Origin of the sequence: Streptomyces sp. NPDC050161 (genome assembly GCF_044460025.1) — a bacterium.
GTDB lineage: Bacteria > Actinomycetota > Actinomycetes > Streptomycetales > Streptomycetaceae > Streptomyces.
On record NZ_JBITJM010000020.1, the window covers coordinates 51318 to 72885 of the forward strand.

9 protein-coding genes and 2 pseudogenes are annotated in these 21568 nt (G+C 69.8%); 6 read left to right on the top strand and 5 right to left on the bottom strand.

All coding sequences use genetic code 11. From position 1 onward, the window contains the following. Positions 1–35 precede the first annotated feature (35 nt). On the top strand, positions 36–1352 hold the full coding sequence (locus tag ACIBK8_RS27635; RefSeq protein WP_399044570.1) for an APC family permease: 1317 nt from the start codon (positions 36–38) through the stop codon (positions 1350–1352). Here ACIBK8_RS27635 and ACIBK8_RS27640 read toward each other — a convergent pair. After that, a complete protein-coding gene (locus ACIBK8_RS27640) occupies positions 1341–2399 on the bottom strand; it encodes a DNA polymerase thumb domain-containing protein (protein ID WP_399044571.1) in 1059 nt (352 codons plus the stop codon). The two genes, ACIBK8_RS27635 and ACIBK8_RS27640, sit on opposite strands and share 12 nt — an antisense overlap. Beyond that, positions 2396–3967 (bottom strand): annotated as a pseudogene (locus ACIBK8_RS27645) (OB-fold nucleic acid binding domain-containing protein); the annotation flags it as partial. The gene ACIBK8_RS27640 and the pseudogene ACIBK8_RS27645, both read right to left, overlap by 4 nt. Positions 3968–4023: 56 nt before the next feature. Between ACIBK8_RS27645 and ACIBK8_RS27650 the strand changes: the two are divergent. The 4 genes from ACIBK8_RS27650 to ACIBK8_RS27665 are packed head-to-tail and all read left to right on the top strand — an operon-like array spanning position 4024 to position 10065. Beyond that, positions 4024–5496, top strand: a complete 1473-nt coding sequence (locus ACIBK8_RS27650; RefSeq protein WP_399044572.1) for an integrase — start codon at positions 4024–4026, stop codon at positions 5494–5496. Then, a complete protein-coding gene (locus ACIBK8_RS27655; RefSeq protein WP_399044573.1) occupies positions 5493–7271 on the top strand; it encodes a hypothetical protein in 1779 nt (592 codons plus the stop codon). Before ACIBK8_RS27650 ends, ACIBK8_RS27655 begins: the two co-directional genes overlap by 4 nt. Next, complete coding sequence (locus ACIBK8_RS27660; protein ID WP_399044574.1) at positions 7268–9481, top strand: hypothetical protein; 2214 nt, start codon at positions 7268–7270, stop codon at positions 9479–9481. Before ACIBK8_RS27655 ends, ACIBK8_RS27660 begins: the two co-directional genes overlap by 4 nt. Next, positions 9478–10065: a hypothetical protein gene (locus tag ACIBK8_RS27665; protein ID WP_399044575.1), complete on the top strand. Its 588-nt coding sequence runs from the start codon at positions 9478–9480 to the stop codon at positions 10063–10065. Before ACIBK8_RS27660 ends, ACIBK8_RS27665 begins: the two co-directional genes overlap by 4 nt. A 40-nt stretch (positions 10066–10105) precedes the next feature. Here ACIBK8_RS27665 and ACIBK8_RS27670 read toward each other — a convergent pair whose 3' ends face one another. Beyond that, entirely contained in the window at positions 10106–11197 is a 1092-nt protein-coding gene (locus ACIBK8_RS27670) for a DNA polymerase thumb domain-containing protein (protein WP_399044576.1), read from the bottom strand. Further along, positions 11194–14658, bottom strand: coding sequence for a DNA polymerase III subunit alpha (locus ACIBK8_RS27675; protein ID WP_399044630.1), 3465 nt, complete (start codon positions 14656–14658; stop codon positions 11194–11196). The genes ACIBK8_RS27670 and ACIBK8_RS27675 overlap by 4 nt, the downstream gene beginning before the upstream one ends. Before the next feature lie 124 nt (positions 14659–14782). Between ACIBK8_RS27675 and ACIBK8_RS27680 the strand changes: the two are divergent. After that, positions 14783–15006, top strand: a pseudogene (locus ACIBK8_RS27680) (iron transporter); the annotation flags it as partial. Positions 15007–15185: 179 nt separating this feature from the next. Here ACIBK8_RS27680 and ACIBK8_RS27685 read toward each other — a convergent pair. Continuing rightward, complete coding sequence (locus ACIBK8_RS27685) at positions 15186–21518, bottom strand: AAA family ATPase (RefSeq protein WP_399044577.1); 6333 nt, start codon at positions 21516–21518, stop codon at positions 15186–15188. Positions 21519–21568: the final 50 nt, after the last annotated feature.

Here is a 21568-nt window from a genome sequence, read left to right on the forward strand (position 1 = left end):
TCCTTTGATCATTGTTCCGGCTAACTTCTGCCATCGTGACCGTTCAACAGACACCTCTTCCCGTCTCTCACACGCCGGTTGTACGGCGGCTGGGCGTCGGAAGCGGCACCGCGCTGTGCGCCGGTGCCGTGCTCGGGCCCGGCGTGCTCACCCTGCCGTCCCTGGCAGCGGCGGCGGCCGGACCCGCCTCGATCCTCGCCTGGGTCGTGCTGCTCGCCATGTGCGTACCGGTCGCGGCGGCCTTCGCCGCGCTCGGCGCGCGGTTCCCCGACGGCGGCGGCGTGGCCACGTACGTGCACCGGGCCGCGGGGCCGCGGGCCGCGGCCACCGTGGGCTGGTGGTTCTTCGGCGCGGTGCCGATCGGGGTGGTGTCGGCCGCCTTGATCGGCGGGAAGTACGTGGCGGACGCGGCCGGTTGGGGCGACGCGGGCGCCGCGGCGGTCGGCGGCGTGGTGCTGGCCGGTTCGCTGGTCTCCAACGCGGTCGGGCTGCGGATGTCGGGCCGGGTGCAGCTGCTGCTCGGCGGGCTGCTGGCCGCGGTGCTGCTGTGCGCGGTGCTGGCCGCCGCCCCGCACGTGTCGGCCGGTCACTTCACCCCGTTCCTGCCCGGCGGCTGGTCGTCGGTCGGCTCGGCCGCTTCGGTGCTGTTCTTCGCGTTCGCCGGCTGGGAGGCGGCGAGCCATCTGTCCGGTGAATTCGCCGACCCCGCCCGGGACCTGCCGCGGGTGACCCGCAACACGCTGATCACGATCACGGTGCTCTACCTCGGCCTGGCCCTCGCCACCATCGGCGCGCTGGGCCCGGAGGCGGCCGGTACGGACACCCCGCTGACCGCGCTGCTCGCGCAGAGCATCGGCGGTGCCGCGCGGCCGGTCGCCGCCGTGGCCGCCCTGTTCCTCACCTTCGGCGCGGTCAACTCCTATCTGGCGGGCGCCTCCAGGCTCGGCGCCGCGCTCGGCCGTGACGGGGCCGCGCCCCGCTGGCTGGCCAGGGGCGGCGGTCCCGGCGAGGTGCCGCGCCGCGCGCTCGCGGTGCTCGGCTGTGCCTGCGTCCTGCTGGCCGTGGCGGCGGGCTTCGGCGGCGCCGACCTGGATCTGCTGATGCGGGCGACCGCCACCTGCCTGGCCGCGGTCACCCTGGCCGGGCTCGGCGCCGCGCTGGTGCTGCTGCCGCGCCGCACGCCCCTGTGGTACGGCGTGATCGCCAGTGCCGTGCTGACGGCGGGGGTGCTGGCCTTCTCCGGGTGGCTGCTGCTGATTCCGACGGCGCTGGCGCTCGCCTCGTTCGGCTTCCTGACGCTGCGCGGGCTGCGGCGCCGGGACCTGCCGGGGGCGCGCGGGTCAGCCGGCTGAGCCGCGGGGGCCCCGCGCCCGGTGGCCGGTGCCCGCCGGGGAAGCGGGCGGGCGCGTCGCCGCAGGGCCTGCCGCGCGCTCGCCGAAGCGGGCCCGCGCCCGGTCGACGGCGGCCTCGATCCGGCGGGCCCTGTCGTCCACCGGGTCGAACGTCAGCTGCCTGGTGGCCAGTTCGGCCCGGCACAGGTCATCGGCGCGCAGGGCCACCGACCGCACCCGCGCCCGTTGCAGCCCGAGCGCCGCGTGCAGCGCGTAGGCCGCTTCGGTCAGCGCCGGGCCGTGCGCGGTCGGCTCGGCGAGCCTGCGGGTGCGGGTCGTCGATGAACGGTCGGCGTAGCGGACGACGAGGGTGAGCGCGCGGGCCGCCTGTCTGCCCGCCCGGAGCCTGGCCCCCAGTCCGTCGGCGAGCGCGAGCAGCGCGCCGCGCCGCCTGGCCGGGTCGAGTTCGTCGTGCCAGAAGCGGTGTTCGGCGGCCATCGAGCGGGCGGCGGCGTGCGGGGAGACCGGTGTCGGGTCGATGCCGCAGGCCCGCTCGTACACCATCCGGCCGGTCTTCACACCGAGGATCCGCTGGAGGGTCGCGGGTGGCGCGGCGGCGATCCGCCCGACGCTGTCGAGCCCGTAGGCGCACAGCGTGCGCGCGGTCGCCGGGCCCACGCCGTGCAGGGCGGCGGCCGGACGGCGGGCGAGGAAGGCGGCGACCGACCCTTCGTCCGCGGGGACGACCCTGACCTCGCCCGGCGGTGCGCCCTGGGCCGCCATCCGCGCGAGCAGCGGGTTGCCCGCGACGCCGATCGTGCACCGCACGCCGTACCAGGCCAGGGCGCGCAGCCGCACCAGGGCGGCGATGCCCGCCGCGTCCCGGCCGAAGTAGCGCAGTGCCCCGCGGACGTCGGCCAGCGCGGCGTCCGGCGGCAGCGCCTCGACCGCCGGCGTGAACTGCGCCAGCAGGCCGAGCAGTTGCTCGTACGTCTCCGCGTCCACGGGCTCGCCGTCCGCGGTGCAGAACCGTATGTGGAGCGTGCCGGGCTCCGGTGCGGTGGTCATCCCGCGCTCCCCGGGCTGGAGTGCCACAGCTTGCGGCCGGTGGCGGCGCGTCCGCCCGGCGGCTGGAGGTCGGCCCACGGGTGCAGGGTGTAGCCGGTCTCCAGCCGGATGGTGCGTCCCGGTGCGGCGTCCGGCGCCTGCGGTGCGGCGGCGAGGCGGGTGGTGACCGCCTCCAGGCCGCCGTCGCGGCGCAGTTCGGCGAGTTCGGCGAGGTTCCAGGCGGCGGCGCCGACCACGCTGACGCTGCGCGGGCCGCGCCGCTGGACGGTGCCGCGCACCAGCAGCAGCCAGGAGTGGAAGACGGTGTGCGCGCACGCCTCGTGGCTGTCGTCGAAGAAGGCGCAGTCGACCAGGCCCGTGCTGTCGTCGAGGGTGGTGAAGATGACCCGGCGGCCGGAGCGGACCGGCGGCGTCTGGGTGGCCGCCTTGGCCCCGGCGACCAGCACCGTCTCGCCGTTGCCCGCGTCGCGCAGCAGCCTGGCGGGCAGCGCGCCCAGCTCCGCGAGGAACTCCCGGTGGTCGGCCATCAGATGGCGGGAGGTGTCCATGCCGAGGACACCCAGCTCGGCGCTGAGCCGTTCGACGTCGCTGAGGTCGGGCAGCCCGACGGGTCCGGCGGTGTCGGCCCGCTCGTCGCCGTCGGTACGGCCCGGCAGCGTCAGCTGTCCTGCGGGGGCCCGGCGCTGCCGCTGGTGGAGTTCGGCGATGTGCAGCAGCAGGTCCCTGCGGTTGGCGCCGAAGGCGTCCAACGCGCCCACCCTGGCGAGGCGTTCGGCCACCGGGCGGCGCGGCGCGGCCCGCTGCCACAGGTCCTGGAGCGAGGGGTAGGGCTGCCCGGCCTCGATCCGCCGCGCCTCGTCGTCGCCGATGCCGTGCACGTCGCCGAGCGCGAGCCGCAGCCCCCAGACGCCGGGGCCGCCATCCACAGGACCGGACACCAGTTCGATACGGTGGGTGGCCGCCGAGCGGTTCACGTCCAGCGGCAGCACCGGCACCCCGCGCCGCCGCGCGTCCGCGAGCAGCAGCCGCTTCGGGTACATCCCGGGGTCGTGGGTGAGCAGCCCGGCGTAGAAGGCCGCGGGATGATGCGCCTTGAGCCAGGCGGACTGGTAGGTCGGCACCGCGAAGGCCACCGCGTGCGCCTTGCAGAATCCGTACGCGCCGAACGCCTCGACGATCTCCCAGGTACGCGCGGTCACTTCGGGCGGGTAGCCGCGCCGCCCGGCACGGTCGGCGAACCAGGCGCGCACCCGCCCCTGGCGCTCCGGATCCGAGAGCGCCCGCCGCTTCTCGTCCGCCTCGTCCCGCGCGCAGCCGGTCATGATCCGCAGAATTTCGATGATCTGCTCGTGGAACACCACGACGCCGTAGGTCTCGCGCAGCGGCTCCTCCAGGTCGGGGTGCGGATAGCGGACGGGCCTGCGGCCGTGCCTGGCCTCGATGAAGGGCCGCACCATGTCGGCGGCGACCGGTCCGGGACGGAAGAGCGAGATGTCGACGACCAGGTCGTGGAAGGAGGCAGGTTGCAGCCTGCCGACCAGGTCACGCTGGCCGGGCGACTCGAGCTTCTGTGTACGGTCCCCGTGTTGCTGGAGGTCGTGTTGCGCAGGGGATGGACTGAGTTGTGAGCGAGTGGCGGCTGTTTTGGGTGGGTGCTGGCGGCGAACCGGCCGGGGCCGGCATGGACGTTCTCGACGGTTGGAGAGACCTGGCCGAGCGCGAGCGGGCCCTCAAGATCCGAGTCGGGCAGCCAATTCTGATCGATCCCACAGGCCGGTCCGATCCTCGGCTGAGCCAGATCTTCCGACACCGTGATTTCGCGAGGAAGGCGGATGGCACGAAGGAGACGTATGCGCCGGACTACCGGCTGTTCTTCACTTTCTTGTGGCAACGGGGAGTGAGGTGGGATCAGGCCACAGACGAGGACCTCGACGACTGGGAGGACTGGCGCCGACGCGGCGAAGGAAACCCCCGGAGGATCGGAGGGGCGAAGTGGCAACGGGAGTTGGCCGCATTCGGCCTCTTCTACAAGATCGCTAAGAGTCTGGGGTTCGTGGATCACTCGCCGGTGCTGACGCACACCGTGAGCACGCCGGACGGCGGCACGGCCGAGGTGGCGGGCCTCGCGCCCACAGATGTGCGCAGCTCGAACGTGAAATGGCTCTCGCCGCGGGGGTATCGGCTGTGGCGGGACGTAGGTCTGGGAGGGATGCTTCGCAGCGGTCTGGAGAACCCGAGCTGGCCGGGCCGGAACGACGGCCGTGACGTGGCGTTCGCCGACTACATCTACTCAAGTGGGCTGCGCAGGCGGGAAGTCGGCACACTACTGACCTGGGAGTTGCCTCCCCTGGAGAACCTCGCTGCTCGCCGCTACCACTCAGGCTGGGTCGCCAAGGAAGTGGCCAAGCGGGCCGGGCGCTTCTACTACGTCAGCGAACCAGCTCTCCAGCAGACCGACGTGTATCGGCTCGGCACCCGCGACGCGGTAGTCCGCAAGGCACAAAGGCGCGGACTCTATGACCAAGTGGAGGGTCGACTGCTGCTGAGAGAGATCTCCGACGACCGCCGCGTCCTTCGGTGGAGCGATGAGGCGGGCCGCACGCTCGAGGCGCACGTGGATGAAGTCACCGTCGTGCAGCGCCTACGGATGTTCGTTGAGGGGCTCAACGGCCTGGAGCCCGCGATGCTGTGGCTGACCGAGACCGGCATGCCGATGCACCACAAGAGTTGGACGAAGGTCTTCAAGCGAGCCAGCGTGCGGTGCAGGAGCCAGGGCCTGAAGGTTTACGCGACGCCGAAGATGCTGCGCCATTCGATGGCATTGCGCATTCTCGTGCACCTGCACCACGCGTTGGACCGACGTTTCGGGCTGACTCCCGAGCAGCGGAAAGACTACGAGGACGCGTACGGCAGTGTATGGACCATGGTCAAGGATCTGCTGGGTCATCAGTCCGAGGTCACGACGCGGGAGATCTACCTCGAGCCGGTCCGCGGTCTGCAGATCGAGAGCCTGCTTAACGACGAGGACAACCCTGGCAACAGTGCCTGGTTCACCGAGCTGGCCCGGCGCACCGGCCTGATCTTGGATGCCGCATGAGCCCGACGGGCCTGCGGGCTCTGCTCCCGCCCACCGGCCGCAGGCGGCGCGAGATCGTCGATGCATCAGGTCTGGTGGTGCGCCCCCTCGGCGAGAAAGGTGAGGACCTGGGGACCTACGACTACACCGCACTGCCAGGCTCGCAGACACTGCGGCGCGAGGTGGCTGGGGCCTTCGCCCGGCATGCCCGCGCGCACTGGGACAGCAAGGCATCCTGCACCACCTACGACAAGAGCGTGCGGCACTTCCTGCGGACGATGGCGGAGGTGGAGCCGCCTGTGGAGTCCCTATCCGAGTTGACCGCGGAGATCTGGAGGATGTGGGCTGAGGCACCGGGCGGATTCGTCCGGGCCAAGCATCTGTCCGTCCTACTGCGGAAGGCTCCCGGCGTGCCCGCAGCAGCTGCCGCCGCGATGACCAAGCGCCGCCAGTTCGTCGCGGCCAAGGCCAAGAAGAGCCTAACCGGCACTGAGATGAAACGTGTGCGGCAGGTCGCTGCGCACACGGTGCGCCGTGCCGAGCAGCGCATCGCCACCAATCTCGCGCTCCTGGAGCGCTGGAGGGCCGGCGAGATCACCGAGCATCCGGATGCACTGTGGGGTGAGTACCTGGATCACCTGGCACGCACCGGCGACGTGCCGCGTTTCCCCGACGGCAGAACAGTGCGCCATTGGGCCAAGAACGAGTGCCGCCGCCGGCTCGGCGCATGGAGTATGCAGACGGCCGTAATGCAGCTGTTCCCCTCAGTGAACGAGAAGGGCGCGGCCTCGGTGCTCCTGGTATGCCACGAGGGCTGGAACGGGTCAGTGCTCGAGAAACTGACGGTGCCTGACCAGTGGCCGAACGCGGACGAGGACGAGGCCGAGCCGGCGATCCATCGCATGGAGACCGACAAGGCCCGCCGCGGCCGGGCACGGCACTCCAGTAGCAACTTGGTCGACGTGGGCGACGGTTCACCGGGCCAGGCGATGCGGCAGATCATCGCCATGACTGCCCAGGCCCGGCGCACCTTGGAGCTGCTCGGACGGCCCAGTGATCTGCTGCTGTGGTCGCGTGGGGCGCGTCACCCGATGTGGAGCAACGCCTCGGTCGGATTGGCCGATGCTATCGACGCGTGGGGGGAGCAAGAGCTGGGCGATCTGGGCCGTCGGCTCAACCGACGGCTACTGCGCCATACCGCTCAGGTGCTCTACGAGCGGCCTCGGCACAACAGCCGACGTGTGCAGGAGGAACACTACCTGCGCCGCGACGAGCGGGTCATCGAGACCTCGCGATCCGTGGTGGCCGCAGGTCTGGAGGACGCCTTCCTCCATGCCCAGGCCACTGTCCAGATGCGGATGATCTCCGCCGATGGCCAGGATGCCAGCGCCCAGGACTTCTCCGATCAGGCGGGGCTGTCTCTGGACGTGGCTGAGCGGGCGGCCCGCGGGGAACTGGACACTGCGGTGGGGGCGTGCGAGGACATCGATCACAGTCCGCTCAGCGGCGGCAGCCTGTGCCAGGTGTCGTTCCTCTTGTGCTTCGCCTGCCCGAACGCGTTGGCCACTGCGAGGCACCTTCCGCGCATCGTCTACCTGTTCCGGGCCATGGAAGCTGTGCGGGCCGCGGTGCCGACGGCGGTCTGGAAGACAGACTGGGAAGCTCACCACCGCCGCGTGGAAACCCTGCTGGAGCAGCACACCGATCTCGGCCAGCACTCCGGCCTGCTGCAGGCACTGACGGAGCTGGACCGCGACCTCATCGATCGCTTGCTGGAAAGGAAACTCGACCCGTGAGCAGCGGCACATCCGCCCAAGATGCCGTGGACCTCGTTAACCCTGGTCCGACGACTCCGGTAGTGCCGGCGCATCGGTTGCGGCCGGGACTGCACGAGGAGGAGGTCTGCCTCTTCGGCCACCTGCGGTGGGAACTGGCCCATCTGGAGCACAAGGACACAACCGGCACCAAGGCGTTCCTGTGGTCGAACTTCCCAGAGGCGCTGCGGGACTCTTTCATGCGGATCGCCTGGGCCTTGATCAACATTCCCACCCCAGACGTGCTCCACGCGCGTTTGGGCTCTCGGTCGCGTGCGGTGATCTCAGCGAGTTCGGTCATGACTGCCCTAACCGGGTTCCGCAAGTTCGCGAAGTGGCTCGAGAAGCGGGGCATCACGCAGACCGCCGAGATCGACCAGGGCGCGCTGTCCGAGTACGCCGAGCACTTGGGCGAGAAGGGGTGGACCGACCCTCATGACGAACGGCAACTCCACGCCCTGACGCGGGTATGGGCGTATGCGCCGTACCTGCTGCCCGGGGACCGGCTGGTGATGCCGCCCTGGGAAGACCCCGGCGCCGCCATCATCGACTTCCTCGACGACTTCCGCAGCGAGGCGGGCGAGAACAACGTGGTGGTCATCCACCCTGCCACCATGTCGCCCCTGATCATCTGGGCGGTCCGCCTTGTGCTTGATCTCGGTCCGGACATCGTCGATGCCTACCGTGCGTGGTATGCGCTGCGGGCCAAGACGTGCTTGGACCGCACGCCCGGCGAATACGACATCGTCCGCTCCCACCTGCTGCACCTGAAGGACACCGGCGGCAGCCTGCCCGGATACGTCGGAAAGCGGGGCGCACCCCTGATGGAGCATAATCGCACTCATTGGGGATCTTCGAGCCAGGGAGTCAACCGCCTTCTCCTAGCTGCGCAATTGGGGGTCTCCACCGAGGTTGTCAATCAGGTCTTCTCGAAGGTGCCCGCGCGATGGCAGGCGCTTCCGGTGACAGACGGGTCTCCGCTGCCAGTCGCCGTGAACGGCCGGATCGACGGCGTGCCGTGGACCGGCGCCATCGACTTCAACGAAGCACAGCAGCTCGCCGGGCACTTGATGACAGCCGCCATGATCACGATTGCCTACCTGTCGGGTATGCGTCCCGAGGAAGTGCTGCACCTGGAGCGCGGATGCTCGAGCAAGGAGGAGATCGAAGGGGAGGACGGTGCCGTCCGCCACCGGATCAGCGGGCTGCACTTCAAGGGAGTGACCGACAAGGACGGCAACACCAAGCCCCGTGGTGAGGTTCGCCCAGAACCGTGGACGGTCATCGAAGTCGTCGCGCTCGCTGTGAAGGTCATGGAGCAACTCCACGACGAGCGGCTGCTGTTCCCCTGGTCCATGACCGTTCGCACCTGGGAGCCGGCCGAGCGCCAACTGTCCGCGGAGGGACTGATGCCCGCCAGGTTCATCGATCGCATCAAGACGTTCATCGCATGGGCCAACAAGACCGCCTCCCGGCTGGATCGCAACCACGAGGTCATCCCGGCCGACCCTCACGGGCGGATCAACATGCGCCGCTTACGGCGGACCGTAGCTTGGTTCATCTACCGTCGGCCCGGCGGGCGCATCGCTCTTGGCCTGCAGTACGGCCATGTCGCAACCTCCATGGCCGAGTCGTACGGTGGGCGCACCAAGACCGACATGCTCGACATCCTCGACTTCGAGAAGACCCTGGCCCTGGCGGACACCCTCGCAGAGGCCAGCGACCGCATCGCCTCCGGAGAGAAGATCAGCGGCCCAGCTGCCGACCGCTACTTGGCCACCGTGGAGGAATTCAACACCCGATACCGCGGCGGGTTCGCCACCAAGGGGCAGATGAAGAGCCTGCGTCAAAATCCCCGCCTCCAGATCTTTGAGGACCCACAGGCCCTGCTGACCTGCAACCTCGATCCGTACAAGGCAGTGTGCGACAGCGATCTCGCCGTCGGCAGGAAGCCATCGCTGCGCACTCCGAACTGGAATCGCTGCAATCCGTCCTGCGCGAATGTCTCCCGCACCGACACCCACATCGAACGTGCTCGCGAGCAGATCGCGGAGATCGACGCCGACTGCCAGGATCCTCTCACTCCGTACCCGTTGCGCCGACGGCTTGAGCTCTGCCGCACCAACAAGGAGCAGATCATCATGGAGCACGAGACCGCTCCGGCCGACCGTATCCACAAGGACAGCACGTGACGACAGACCTCGGATCAGCGCCAGTCTCTGAGCGAGAACTCACCGAGGACGACGCCGCACTGCCGGCCGCTGCGGGAATCGCGGAGACAGTCGGGCGGGTCTACACAATGGCCGCCGATGCGGCAGCCTCGGCGCACCCCGGCGATGCCGCAGAGATCCGGGCGATCACCGACGCCATGGTCCGCCTCTTGATCGGAACCCCCCTGCACTCCGACGGGCAGTTGACCATCAAGTCCCTCGCCGAGGAAGCCGGGCTGAAACGCAACAAGCTCACCCACAAGCACACGGGGCTTAAGGACCTCTTTTACGCCCTGGTGCGCATGCAGGACGCACGACCCAAGGCATTCGACGGCCTCAAGCGGCAGAACGACGAGCTCAAGATAAGGCTCTCGGACCTGCGCGACGAGTACAACCAACTGCGTGTGGACGTGAAACAGATGGCGCGTGTGGTCCACGTGCTGGAGGTCGAGAATCAGCAGCTGAGGCAGTCGGCCGGGAAGGATGGCGTGGTCCGGGCACTCCCAGTTCAGCAGCGGCCTCCCGCCGGGGCAGGGGAAGCGGGTCATAGGAGCGGAGCACCGTGAACTCCCGTGGGAGGCGGGGCCCAAGAGCTGGGCGATCTTGTCAGCGAATGGAACCCGTGCCCGCGCCGTCACATCCGCTCCGTTGTGGTCTGACAGGTGCCCGGGTCACGAGGTGGGACATGGGTGTGCCGTTGGGCTGGGCGAGGGTTCCCGGGCGGATCGCCTGATCACCGAAGCGGGCCCGCGCCCGGTCGGCGGCTTGCTCGATGCGGCGTCGTTTGCCGTCCGCCGGGTCCAGGAGCAACTGCTGGACGGCGTACTGGGCATCGGTGAGGTCCGCGCGAACAGTGATCGTGCGGACACGGGCGCGCTGCAGCCCGAAGCGGGAGTACAGGTCGTACGCGGCAGCGCTGAGTGCCGGTGTGTGAGCGGTGTACTCCTCCAGCGTGCGCGATCGCTGTGTCGTGGCGCCGTCGGCGTACGAGATGCTCAGCGCGAGCCGCGCGACGACCTGGCCGGTGGTGCGCAGCCGCAGCCCGAGACGTTCACAGAGGTCGAGCAGGGCACGGCGGTGTGCGGCGGGGTCGAGCTCGTCGTGGCTGAACTCGTAGGAGAAACCGGTGGACTTGGGTGCCGTCTCGGAGGTGACAGGGCGCGGGTCCAGGCCGCGGGCCCGTTGCGACAGCGTCACGGCAGTGGCCTTGCCGAGGATGCGCTGCAGCGTCAGCAACGGAACGTCGAGAAGGTCGCCGATGCGGTGGAGGCCGTACTCCCCGAGCGTACGGGCGGTGGCCGGGCCGACCCCGTAGAGGGCACCGACAGGCTTGGAACGGAGAAACGCGGCGACTGCCCCGGGGGCCGGGGCGACGACGGTGACCTGGCCGGGAGCGGTCGTGTCGGCCGCCATCGCGGCCAGCATCCGATTCGGGCCGGCGCCGATCGTCGCGCGTAGCCCGAGGTGTGCCGCCAGGCGGAGTGCGGCCATGGCCGCCAAGCCACCCGTGTCTCGGTCGAAGAACCGCAGGGCACCGGTGACATCGAGGTCGGCGGCGTCCGGGGGGAGTGCCTGCACCAGCGGGGTGAGATCACGCAGCAGCGCGAGGGCCCGCTCGTACGTCTCCTGGCCGGCCGGGCCGAGGTCGTGGAGCTGAATGCGCAGGATGCTTCGGGCTCGGGTGGTCATGGCGCTCACCCCGCCGATCCGGGAGATCGATGTCCCAGGCGTCGCAGGTCGGCGGAGCGGGAACCGGCGGGCCGCAGATCGCTCCAGGCGTTGAGCTTTGCCCCGGCCGTTCCGTCTTCGAGTGTCCGGCCCGCGCCCGGCGTGCTATCACGGGCAGGCGTGGGGGCGGGTGTGGTGCGGCCGAGCAGGCCAAGAGCGGCTTCGGGGCCCAGGTCGCGGCGGGTGGTGGCGACTTCCTCGAGGTCCCAGGCCGCCTGCCCGACCACGGTGCGCCGAGGGCCGCGTTCCTCGACGACTCCGCGGACCAGGAGCAGGCCGGAGTGGAAGACGGTGTGCGCGCAGGTGTCGTGGGAGTCCTCGAAGAACGCGAGGTCCACGAGGCCGGAGCCGTCCTCCAGGGTCACGAAGATGACCCTCTTGCCGGAGGGGATCGGCGGCGTCTGGGTCGATGCCCGCACGCCGGCGACCAGCACCTGTTGTCCGCGGTGCATCGCCTGCAAGTGGTGGGCATCGGTCGCGCCGAGCTCGGCGAGCAGGCGGTGGTGGTGTTCGAGCAGATGACGGCTGACGTCGATGGAGAGCACGTCGATTTCGGCACTCATCACGTCGCGACCGGTCATCTCGGGCAGCCCGGCCGGCTCGCCCGCGTGCGTCTCGTCGCCGAGCGGCAGTTGGCCGTCGATCGCGGTCCGGTTGCGTGCGGAGCGGTGCAGCTCGGTGGCCTGCAACAGTAGATCCCGCCGGGTCAGCCCGCCCTGCAGCGGAGCGAGAGCTCCGATCTTGATGAGGCGCTGGGCGAGAGGCAGGGACGGGCGGGCGCGCAGCCACAGATCCTGCAGTCCGGCGTACGGCTGCCCGGCTTCGATGCGGGCGCTCTCCGCCTCGGTGATCCCGCGCACCGTGGACAACGCGAGCCGTACGCCCCAGCCGTTCGGGGTCGGCTCGACGCTGTGTGCGCTGCGGGAGGTGTTGACGTCGACCGGCAGGATCGTCACTCCGAACTGCTTCGCGTCCTGGACCAGGACGCGGGGCGCCCACATGCCGGGGTCGTGCTGGAGCAGCCCGGCGAAGAACGCGGCGGGGTAGTGCGTTTTGAGCCACGCCGACTGGACGGCCGGGACCGCGAAGGCCACGGCGTGCGCGCGGCAGAATCCGTAGGCCCCGAACTCCTTGACGATGTCCCAGACTTCGCCGATCACGTCCGGGGTGTAGCCGCGCTCGTCGGCGCAGCGGCGAAACCACGCCTCCACCTTCGGCAGCCGCTCGGCGTCCGCGAGGGCGCGGCGTCCGACATCTGCGGCGGCACGGTCGCAACCGGTCATCATGGCCAGGATCATCATGATCTGCTCGTGCCAGATCACCACCCCGTACGTGTCGTCCATGATCGGCACAAGGTCGGGGTGGGGATATCGAGGTTCCTCGACCCCGTGCCGGGCGGCGATGAATTTCGCGGGCATGCCCCCGGCGACCGGGCCGGGCCTGAAGAGGCTGATGTCGGCGATCACATCCTGCATGTGCCGTGGCTGGAGCCTCGCAATGAGATCTTGCTGGCCTGAGCTCTCGAGCTGGAAGCAGCCCAGCACCTTGGTGCTGCGAATCAGTTCGAAGGTGGACTCATCGGCGAGGTCGACGTGGTCGGGACTGTCGAGGTCGATGTGCCGGCCTGTGGTGCGGCGGATCTCGGCGACCGAGTGCGCCATCGCCGACTGCATGCGCACGCCGAGGACATCGAGCTTCAGCAGGCCGAGGTCTTCGACATCGTGCTTGTCCGCCTGCACCGTCGGATATGCGCCTCCCGGAGCGGGCTGCACCGGGAGGCGACCGAGCAGGCTCGCGTCGGAAAGGATCACTCCGCACGGGTGCATGGCGAAGCCGCGCGGCAGGGCGTCCAGGCCCTCGGCCAGCTCCCACAGCGGACCGTACTGGTCGGCCTCGGCCGCGAGCTGCCGCAGTTCGGGCAGCTCGGACAGTGCGGAGCCGATGTCGCACGCGCGGATGTGCGGAAAGCTCTTTGCGATCCTGTCGACGGTCTGCGGGCGGATCCCGAGCGCAAGCCCCGTATCGCGCAGGGCGTGACGGGCCCGGTAGGTCTCCGGCATCCCGGTAACCGCCACGCGCTCGGAGCCGAACCGCTCGAAGATCCGGTCGTAGACCTCCAGGCGCCGGTCCGACTCGACATCGAGGTCGATGTCCGGCAAGGCGGTGCGGCGCTCGCTGAGAAAGCGTTCGAACAGGAGCCGGTGCGAGAGCGGGTTGGCCGTGGCGATGAAAAGGCTGTGGTTGACCATGGACCCGACACCGGAGCCGCGGGCGGCGACCCGGATCCCCATGGACCGCACGTCCGCGACGACCTGGGCCACCGCGAGGAAGTACGCCTCATATCCGAGGCGCTCGATCACCCCGAGCTCGTAGCCGAGCCGATCCATCGCCCGCACGTCCCGGTCGAGGCCGCGGGCGGTCATCCCGGCCTCGCTGCGCTGCCGCAGCAACCGCATCCCGTCCCCCGGCCGGGTGCCGGCTCCCACCACGTACGGCTCGGGGAAGTGTGCCCGCCCCAGGCCGAGGTCGCGCACCGGGTCCACCATGCACTGCTCGGCGGTAGCTGCCGTCTCCTCGATCAGACGCCGCCCTCGACCGGCCGGGGCGCTCGCGGCCGCGGCCACCCGCTCTGCCACCTCGGCCATCTCGGCTCCGGACTTCAGATACCGCTCGCCCGGGTCAAGGGCTTCACGCTGCGGGATTGGATGCAGCAACCGGGCGGCGTCCAGCACGTCGGCCAGACGGTGCTGCTCGCGCCGCTCGTAACGCACCGCGTTGGTGAGCACCGTCGGGATGCCGAGCCGGTCACCCAGAGCAAGGGTGTGCGCGGCCAGCCGCACCGATCCCGCGCCCAGCCCGGACAGTCCGTAGGCGACCGCCTCCAGCCGGAGAAGTCCCTGACCCGCGGTCTCCCGCCACGGGACGAGCAGCCTTTCCGCGACGTCCGGCCGCCCGGCGGCCAGCGCACGTACAGGCTCGGAGGTCGGCCCGAGGATCGCCACCACATCCTCGCCCAAGCCCTCCTGCAGCGCCTCCCACGAGGTGACCGGAAAGCCGTCGACCGGATGCGCGTAGGCCGCGGAGACGAGACGGCAGATACACGCCCACCCGCTCACGGAGCCTGCCAGCAGCGTGATCCTCAGGCGCGGCTCCGCCACGTGCCCACCACCGCGGACCGGTGTGCGCGAGCGGCGAGGAGCCCTTGTCGTGTCGAACGCCGGGACGGCGAGATCCACCCCGAAGATTGGGCGTACCCCGGCACTCAGGCACGCCTTCGCGTGCCGCACAGCGCCGGTGACACTGCCCCGATCAGTCAGCGCGAGCGCACCCATGCCGAGCTCCGCCGCCCGGCGCACCAGGTCCTGCGGATGAGAGGCCCCGTAGCGGGCGGAAAACCCGGAAGCGACGTGGAGATGCGTGAAAACGCCCATCGTGCACCTCCAAATCTGCTCTGGCACCCCCTGCTCGTCTGTCGTCCTGCGACCAGGACGCCACATCCGATCTACTCGCACAATAGTTCGATAAAAAGATTTCAGCCAACCGATCTTGCTGTGGCTGGTTGTCATCGTCGCCGGAGTGCTCGCCTAGGGCGTCAGGAGGCCAGCAACCTGCCCGGTCTGCAGAACCTCACCTGCGACACCTTCAGCACCATCCCCAAGACCAACTGGTACAGGACCCTGCTCAAGGGCATCTTCAACTTCCAGTCCGACCCCACCGTGCTCCAGCTCGCGGTCTGGGCCCTCTACAGTGGTCCCGGTCCTCTACTTTTTCTTCCGTGAGCCCCCCTGCGGCCCCACGCGCCCCAACCCGCCGAAGCAGAGCCCACTGCCTGATCCCGAGCACGCCCGGCGCCAGGGCCCGCACACGTCGTGTGCACGCACTGGCGCCGGGCAGGTCGTACTCGTGGCCTGGTACTGGGTGCCGTCCCTTCAGACCACGGTGCCCTGTCTACTTCTCTTCAGTCCGTTTCCAACCGGATGACGACATCTCGGGTGACGATCGGTGCGGATTCCTGCTCGGACAGGATGTCCAGCAGGTCGGGGCGGATCACGACGGCGCAGCCGGTCGTCCGTGGCCAGGGCAGGCGGTAGGCACTCCGCTCGTACTCGGTGCGCCAGCAGACGAGCCGCAGGGCCGGACCTCGGTCGTCCTCCAGTGTCAGCGGGGCTCCGGGCCTCAGGCAGAGTGCGGTGCGGAGCCACGGGGTGGGTGTCAGCGTGAAGCCGGGTAGTCCCAGGCCTTGGGCGGCGTCTGCGGCGGTGGTCATGGCGCGGTCGAGACCGAGGAGCGGGATCCCCGGCGGGAGGTCAGCGGCGGGGTGCTGCCCCGGCGGTCGGGTCCACTCCTCAATGTCGCCGTCTGAGAAGGGGATAGCGTCGCTGTCCTGATTCCCGTAATCCCTCGCTTCCGGGCCTGAGAAGCTCACGACGGTCAGGCCGGTCTTCCGAGTCTGCGGTGACAGGAACTTGCGTTCCTCCACGGAAGCGAGGATGCGCCAGCCCGGGAGGGTCTGTCCTGTGAGGACGGCGGCTTGCGTCAGTGGCCGTGTGGAGATGGTCTCGGCGGTTGTTCCGGTCAGCGGAGTGACCTGGCTGGCCGGGGCGTCCGGGCCTGGTGGCACAGGAAGGTCGGGGCGTGGCCAGCGTGCCTCTTCGAAGGCCAGCGGAAAGCGGGGGTCGTCTGTCAGTACGGTGGCCAGCTGATCCTCCCAAGCTGCCGGATCGCTCATGCCCAAGCCCTGCGAGACCCTGTACGCGCGGCTACCCGCCGCCACCGTTTGGATCGCCTCTTCGATGGTCTCCTCGATGGTGAGATAGGCGTCCGGCAGCTCGCCCTCGTCGACGCTGCGGTTGGCGCGGGACTGAACCTTGTTCCTCTCGATGGTGCGCTCCGTGTCAACCTCGCGGCGAACCCTGGCGAGGACCGCTCGGATCAGCCCGGGCTGCAGTTGCTCGGCTTCGTTCAGCCGCGCGCCAGCCACCTCTGCCACCATCCCCGTCACGACGCGGTCTCTCTGACTGTCTCCCTGTGCGGCGGAGGTCCACAAGCGGCTCGGCGGGTTCAGCCCGGCCGATTCCGATGCTCCCATGGGCACACTGGCCGCATCGGTGAGCAGCCGACGGGCGAGGGCGCGGACGGTGAGCAGCGGCCCTCGGGCCAGTGCCTCGAGCGCCCCCTGGCAGTGGTCCACGACAGGTTGGGCTTGCGGCCCCTGCTCCTGGAGTAGGCACAGCAGCCACATCAGGGTCGCCGGATCGGAGAGTTGCTCCAGCGCGAGGGCCATGGCGGGTGCCGTGACTTCGGGACGCAGTGTGACCAGAGATCGCGTCGCAACCATCGCTCGGCGTTTGCCTTCCCGGTCCGCGTGTGCGACTGCGGCCAGTGCCGCGGTCGCGAAGGCGTGGTCGAGATTGCCGGGAGCGGGGGTTCCCTTGTCGGGGGCGCGGTAGGGGTGCTGGGGGTCGTCGCTGTCGTGGACCCGTGGTGCTCTGCTCTCGATGACCGTTACGGCTTCGTCCCAGAGGGCGAAGGCCAGGTCGAGGGAGTCGTTCGGGGGCAGGCCGAAGGCTTGTTGGGCGAAGGCGAAGATTAGTGCCTGGGTGATGCCGTGGGTCCCGTACCGGCCGGCGCTCACCACTGCTTCGGCCTCTTTGGTGATGACGCGATGGGTGAGCGTGCGATCGAGTTGCGCGGCGATACGAAGGGCGTCGAGGGCTGTTTCGCCTCCGAAGTTCAGCCATCCGCCTTGTCCGCGGGTGCGTACCCAGGTCAGTGCGTAGGCTTCGGCGGCGAGAGTGTCGTGGCCGTTCTGACGGAGCTTGTCCGCGAGTTGGCGCAGCAGAAGTGGGCCGTCCCGGAAGTCGAAGGGGCCGGCGATGGCACGCAGGACTTGTGCGGCCTCGTCGGTCTGTCCTCGGGTGGCGAGGTTGAGCAGGCCGTCGCCGACGAGGTCTGTCATCTGTTCGAGGGTGTGTTGTGGTGCGTCGGCCTCGTACGGGCTCAGGTGCCATGCGCGCAGTACCTGGATCAGGCCGACCGGTTCGGAGGGCGCGGGCGACGGGGCGGCAGGTGAGGTCGGGGCCGTGGCGGACTGCGCGGGGACAGGTGTGCTGCGGCGGGGCTGAGACTCGTCGGTGACCGGTGGTTCGGGCAGGCGGGTGAGCTGCGGGGCGCCGACGCGTTCGGCGACGGCGTTGAGTTCCGCGACCAGCTGTGCGTCGGCCTGCCTGGTCTGGTCGCTGGAGGAGTCGCGGTTGGCTTGCCGTTCGTCGGCCCTGCTCAGTGCGATGCGCAGCAGTTGTCGAACGCAATCGGGCGTGGAGGGGCAGACTGTCCGGGCGAGCCGGTCCAGAAGCGCGGCGTCAGCTTGGAGGAGCGGGGTGTCCAAGGTGATGCGGAGCGCGGTTGCCACGACTGGATCGGCAGTGTCGTTCCACGCGCGCCAGAGGTCTTCTCGGGCGCCATGGAGGATGGTATTCGGGCCGTTGCAGTCGCTGAGCAGGCCGGTGGCTGCGAGATCGGCAAGGGCCGCAGGGTCTGCCCCGGCCAGGACGTTCCACCACCGCGGGCGGGCAGCGTTGGTCTCCTTGCCGTCGGTGTGAAGGACAAGGCGTTCGCACAGTGGCTGGATTCGCGCCACCCGCGCCCGCCCCCGGGCCGGGTCCGCAGTGACCAGGGCGGGCAGCGGATCCAGTACCTCATAGACGGTGATGTCCTTGCGCCAGCCGTAGGCCACTAGGAAGTGGCAGGCCGCCAGCCAGTGCTTCTCGGCCTCGGCGAGATCCTCGGCGGTGAGGGCGAGGCGCGCGTGGATGAGGAGGTAACGGGCGAGGTCGCTGTAGAAGCGTCCGCCGGCCTGCTGGAGGAACTCGTTGCGAACAGCTTCGGCGACGCCGGCCCGCCGTGCGGGCGTGGTGTGCTCGACAGCGGTCGTAAGGAGTGTGTCGGCTGGCAGCGGTCCGCCCATCTCGCCGCCCAGGCTGACACTGATTTTCCGGCTGACGTGGATGAGGGTCTTCCACGCCTGCGGCCAGTCCTGGTCGGACACGAGGGCGGCCGCCCGGCGTACCGACTCTTCAATGAGCGGATGGATCGAGTAGAGGTCGCACGCACGGGGTTCGCCGGCGAAGGGGCTGAGGTCTGCGGTCAGGAGCCCGAGGGCTTCGATGACCAGGCCGGACCGGGTGGATGCTTCGGCGGCTTCGGCACGTGCGAGGGCGATCGCGAACCGCAGCCAGCAGGGGTACCAGCCGGCCCCCTGGACGAGAGCCGGTACCGCGTCCAGGACGATGAGATCGGTCCGGGTCGTGATCGCCAGGGCATCGAGCCACCTGGCCACGGGCTCGGGGCTCCACCGGACCTGTTCGTTCTGTACGCCGCGGGTGAGCGCGAACAGGGTGTCGCGGGCGGTCGAAGTCTCGTCTACCGCAAGGTCGACGGCGAGATCGGCGGCGGCGACCCCCAGTGCGAGCAGCCGGTGCGCCGCTCCCGGCAGGTAGCCCAGGTCGGCGGCCTTCTGCGCCCAGTCCGTGGCGTTGCCCACCTCTCCAGGCACCGCGCCTGCGGCGATCTGCTCGGCGAGTGCGAGGCATATTGGGCCGCCCGTTTCAAGGCGCGGCACCAGGTCGGTGACGGCCTCGATCCCGACGGTGTCGAGGAGCATCTTCACGACGGCGTCGGCCGCTGCCTGGTCACCCCGTTCGTCGAACCACTCGGCGATGCGGTCCAGCGACACCGGCCGGTCAGTCCTGTCCTCGGGGAACCCCTCACCTACCCCCTGATCGGTAGCCGACAGGCGCAACCGGCCACGCAGGTAAGCCAGTTCGACGGCTCGGTCGGACTCCGCCCCGTAGGAGGTGTTGTCCGACTCGGCCTCGTGGTCGTGTGCCGTGATGTACGCGTGCCAGGGTGCCACGGCGCCTGCCGCGTCGAGGACGGCGCACATCTGCAGACCTGCCCGGACGGGCATGACGGTCCGGCCGTCGTGCAGGAGCCGGTCCGACAGCGCCTGAGCCCCCATCAAGGCGATCGGCACGTCGGCAAATTCCACCAGGTCCGAGTCGAAGCGCTCGAACTCGTACGTCTGCGCGGCCCTGGCGAGTTCGACGCACCGCGCGACGACCGGCCAGTTCGCCGTCCGCGCGGCACAGCGCACGCCGGTGGCCAGGTTGTCCCTGATCGCCGAGGCCGGGTGGGCGGTGGCGACGGCCCGGGTGACGAAGTCTCGCCCGATGTAGTCCACCACCTCCGTGTCGCGTCCAGCTTCGGCGAGGATCTGCAGGAGGCGGCGAAAGGCCCGCGAGTCGTCGAACAGTCCCTTCCCAGTCAGCCAGGTGGCGATCAGCGCCAGCGTCGATTCCAGGGCCCCAGGGTCGCTGCCGTAGCCCAGGCGCAGGTAGCGGGCGAACGACTCGTGGTAGACGCGGATTTCGCCGGGTCCGGCCGTCCCGGAGAGCACCGGGGCCAGCACCTTCAGCGCGCCGTCGATCCTGTGCGCCCGGTCCGGGATGATCTGCCCGAGCTCCTCGCGGGTGACGGACATTCCGAGCAGGGCGATGATGTCCGCAACAACATCGGCTTCCGCGCCGAGCGTGTCGCAGAGGTGGGCGTAGTAGCCCTCCAACGATCCCTGGTAGGCCGGAAGTGCCCGCACCACTGCCGCGGCTTTCGTGATCGTCTCCGGCCGGAGGGCGACCTCGCGACAGAGGTATGTCGCGTACAGGGCGTTGCCGCCGGAGCGTTCCTGAAGCGCGTCCAGGAAGTCGGTCACGTCGCGGTTGTCGGTCAGGAGGGCTTCAGTGCGCTCGTCGTCCGCCGCCGGGACGAGCCCGAGCCGCTCCGCGACGGCGCGGCACTCGTGCGCGGTCAGTGGCGGCACGGCGACGGAAGCCACCTCGGCGTCCTGGAGGGGGACGAGGTGGTTCCCGGGCTGGCTGAGGACGATGAGGACGCTACCGGGCGGAAGAGACAGCGAGCCGAGGACCGCGGCGAGGGCCAGGGACGGATCGGCTCTCCTGGTCCTTCCTCCTTGTACGCGGGTGACGTGGTCCAGTCCGTCCACGACGAGCGCCACGCGCCGGGCGGGGTCCTTGCGCAGAGCGGTGTCCACAGCCGTCGTCAGTGCTTGCGCATCGGCGGCAAAACGTGGGCGCTGCTCCTGGACAAGGTCGGGGTCCGACTCGGCCAACCGGCCCAGCAGGCTGCCGAAGACCGTTTCGGTGACCACCCGGGTCAGCTGGTCACCGTCGGCGTCGCCGAGGTAGCAGTAGTGCTCGGCGACCAGCCATCCGTCACTGGTGAGTTGGTCGACCAACTGCTGGCACGCCCAGGACTTACCCTGTCCCGGAGAGCCCGTGACCAGCAGGAATCCCCCGTCGGCTGCCGCTGTCCCGGCCGCTTCCGCCAGGACGCCGACCGTGGCAGGCCTGGCCACTTCCAGGGCTCGGTCGACAGGGTTCGCGCGCACCACGGCGCCGAGGTCGCTGCGCAGTTGGGTCTGGCGCAGTAGCTCGCGGGGTGTCACGTCGGTTCCGCGCTGCCGGGCGGAGCGGACTGCGCGGATCAGCGCCTCGGCTACGTCCACCGGTGAGCGTCCCTCGTTGGGATAGATCCCCGCACCGAGCTCGCCACGCACGCGTTGGAGGAGGAGTTGTTCGGCCGGCCCTGGCTGCAGGAGGTCCGTCGTCATGGCCGGTGCACCGACCTCCACCACCAGGTGCTCGCACAGCCATTCCAGGTCCTGCTTGGACACAGCCCTGTCACCGCTGGTCAGGAACCCGAAAATGTTGCCCTCCGGGCGCCGACCCCGCGCGGGCAAGTCGTACCCTCGCCAGAGTGCTTCCGCGTCGAACCGCAGGAGTGTGCTGTTCATCCCCGGCAGGAACGGCACGTCGGAGGAGCGGGCTGGCACCATCACCTCGTTCAGTGCCTCGTGATCCGGTGGCGCGTCGCGCATCACTATGCGTAGCCGGTGGGCGGTGGCGGCGGCGCCCGGTCCGTCCCGATCGGCGACAGCAGCCGCCACGAGACGGTCCAGCCCCAGTCCGCGGTGATCGTCAATCGTGAACGTGGCGTACCCGAGGGGGCCTTTCTCGTCCGAGTGCTTGAACTGGGTCCGTTCACGGGATCCGTCTGCGTTGATCACCGTGAGGTCGTCGAAGCGGTCGTCCGTCACCAGCTTCTTGTCGACGTGGACCCTGGCGATCCCGCCAAGTAGCAGGTCGACGACGCGGCCTGCCTCCATCAAGTCCTGGTACTCATAACCGCGGTGAGCGGCAGTTAGATCCCTCATGTCGGCAGCATTCTCCACCGCCAAACACCCTGCTGGCGCAGAAGTAACCA

What these genes read in the sequence shown, in the direction of transcription:
- ACIBK8_RS27640 (WP_399044571.1), bottom strand. Translation starts at nt 2,399, where the DNA reads ATGACCACCGCACCGGAGCCCGGCACGCTCCACATACGGTTCTGCACC.
- ACIBK8_RS27655 (WP_399044573.1), top strand. Translation starts at nt 5,493, where the DNA reads ATGAGCCCGACGGGCCTGCGGGCTCTGCTCCCGCCCACCGGCCGCAGG.
- ACIBK8_RS27675 (WP_399044630.1), bottom strand. Translation starts at nt 14,658, where the DNA reads ATGGGCGTTTTCACGCATCTCCACGTCGCTTCCGGGTTTTCCGCCCGC.
- ACIBK8_RS27685 (WP_399044577.1), bottom strand. Translation starts at nt 21,518, where the DNA reads ATGAGGGATCTAACTGCCGCTCACCGCGGTTATGAGTACCAGGACTTG.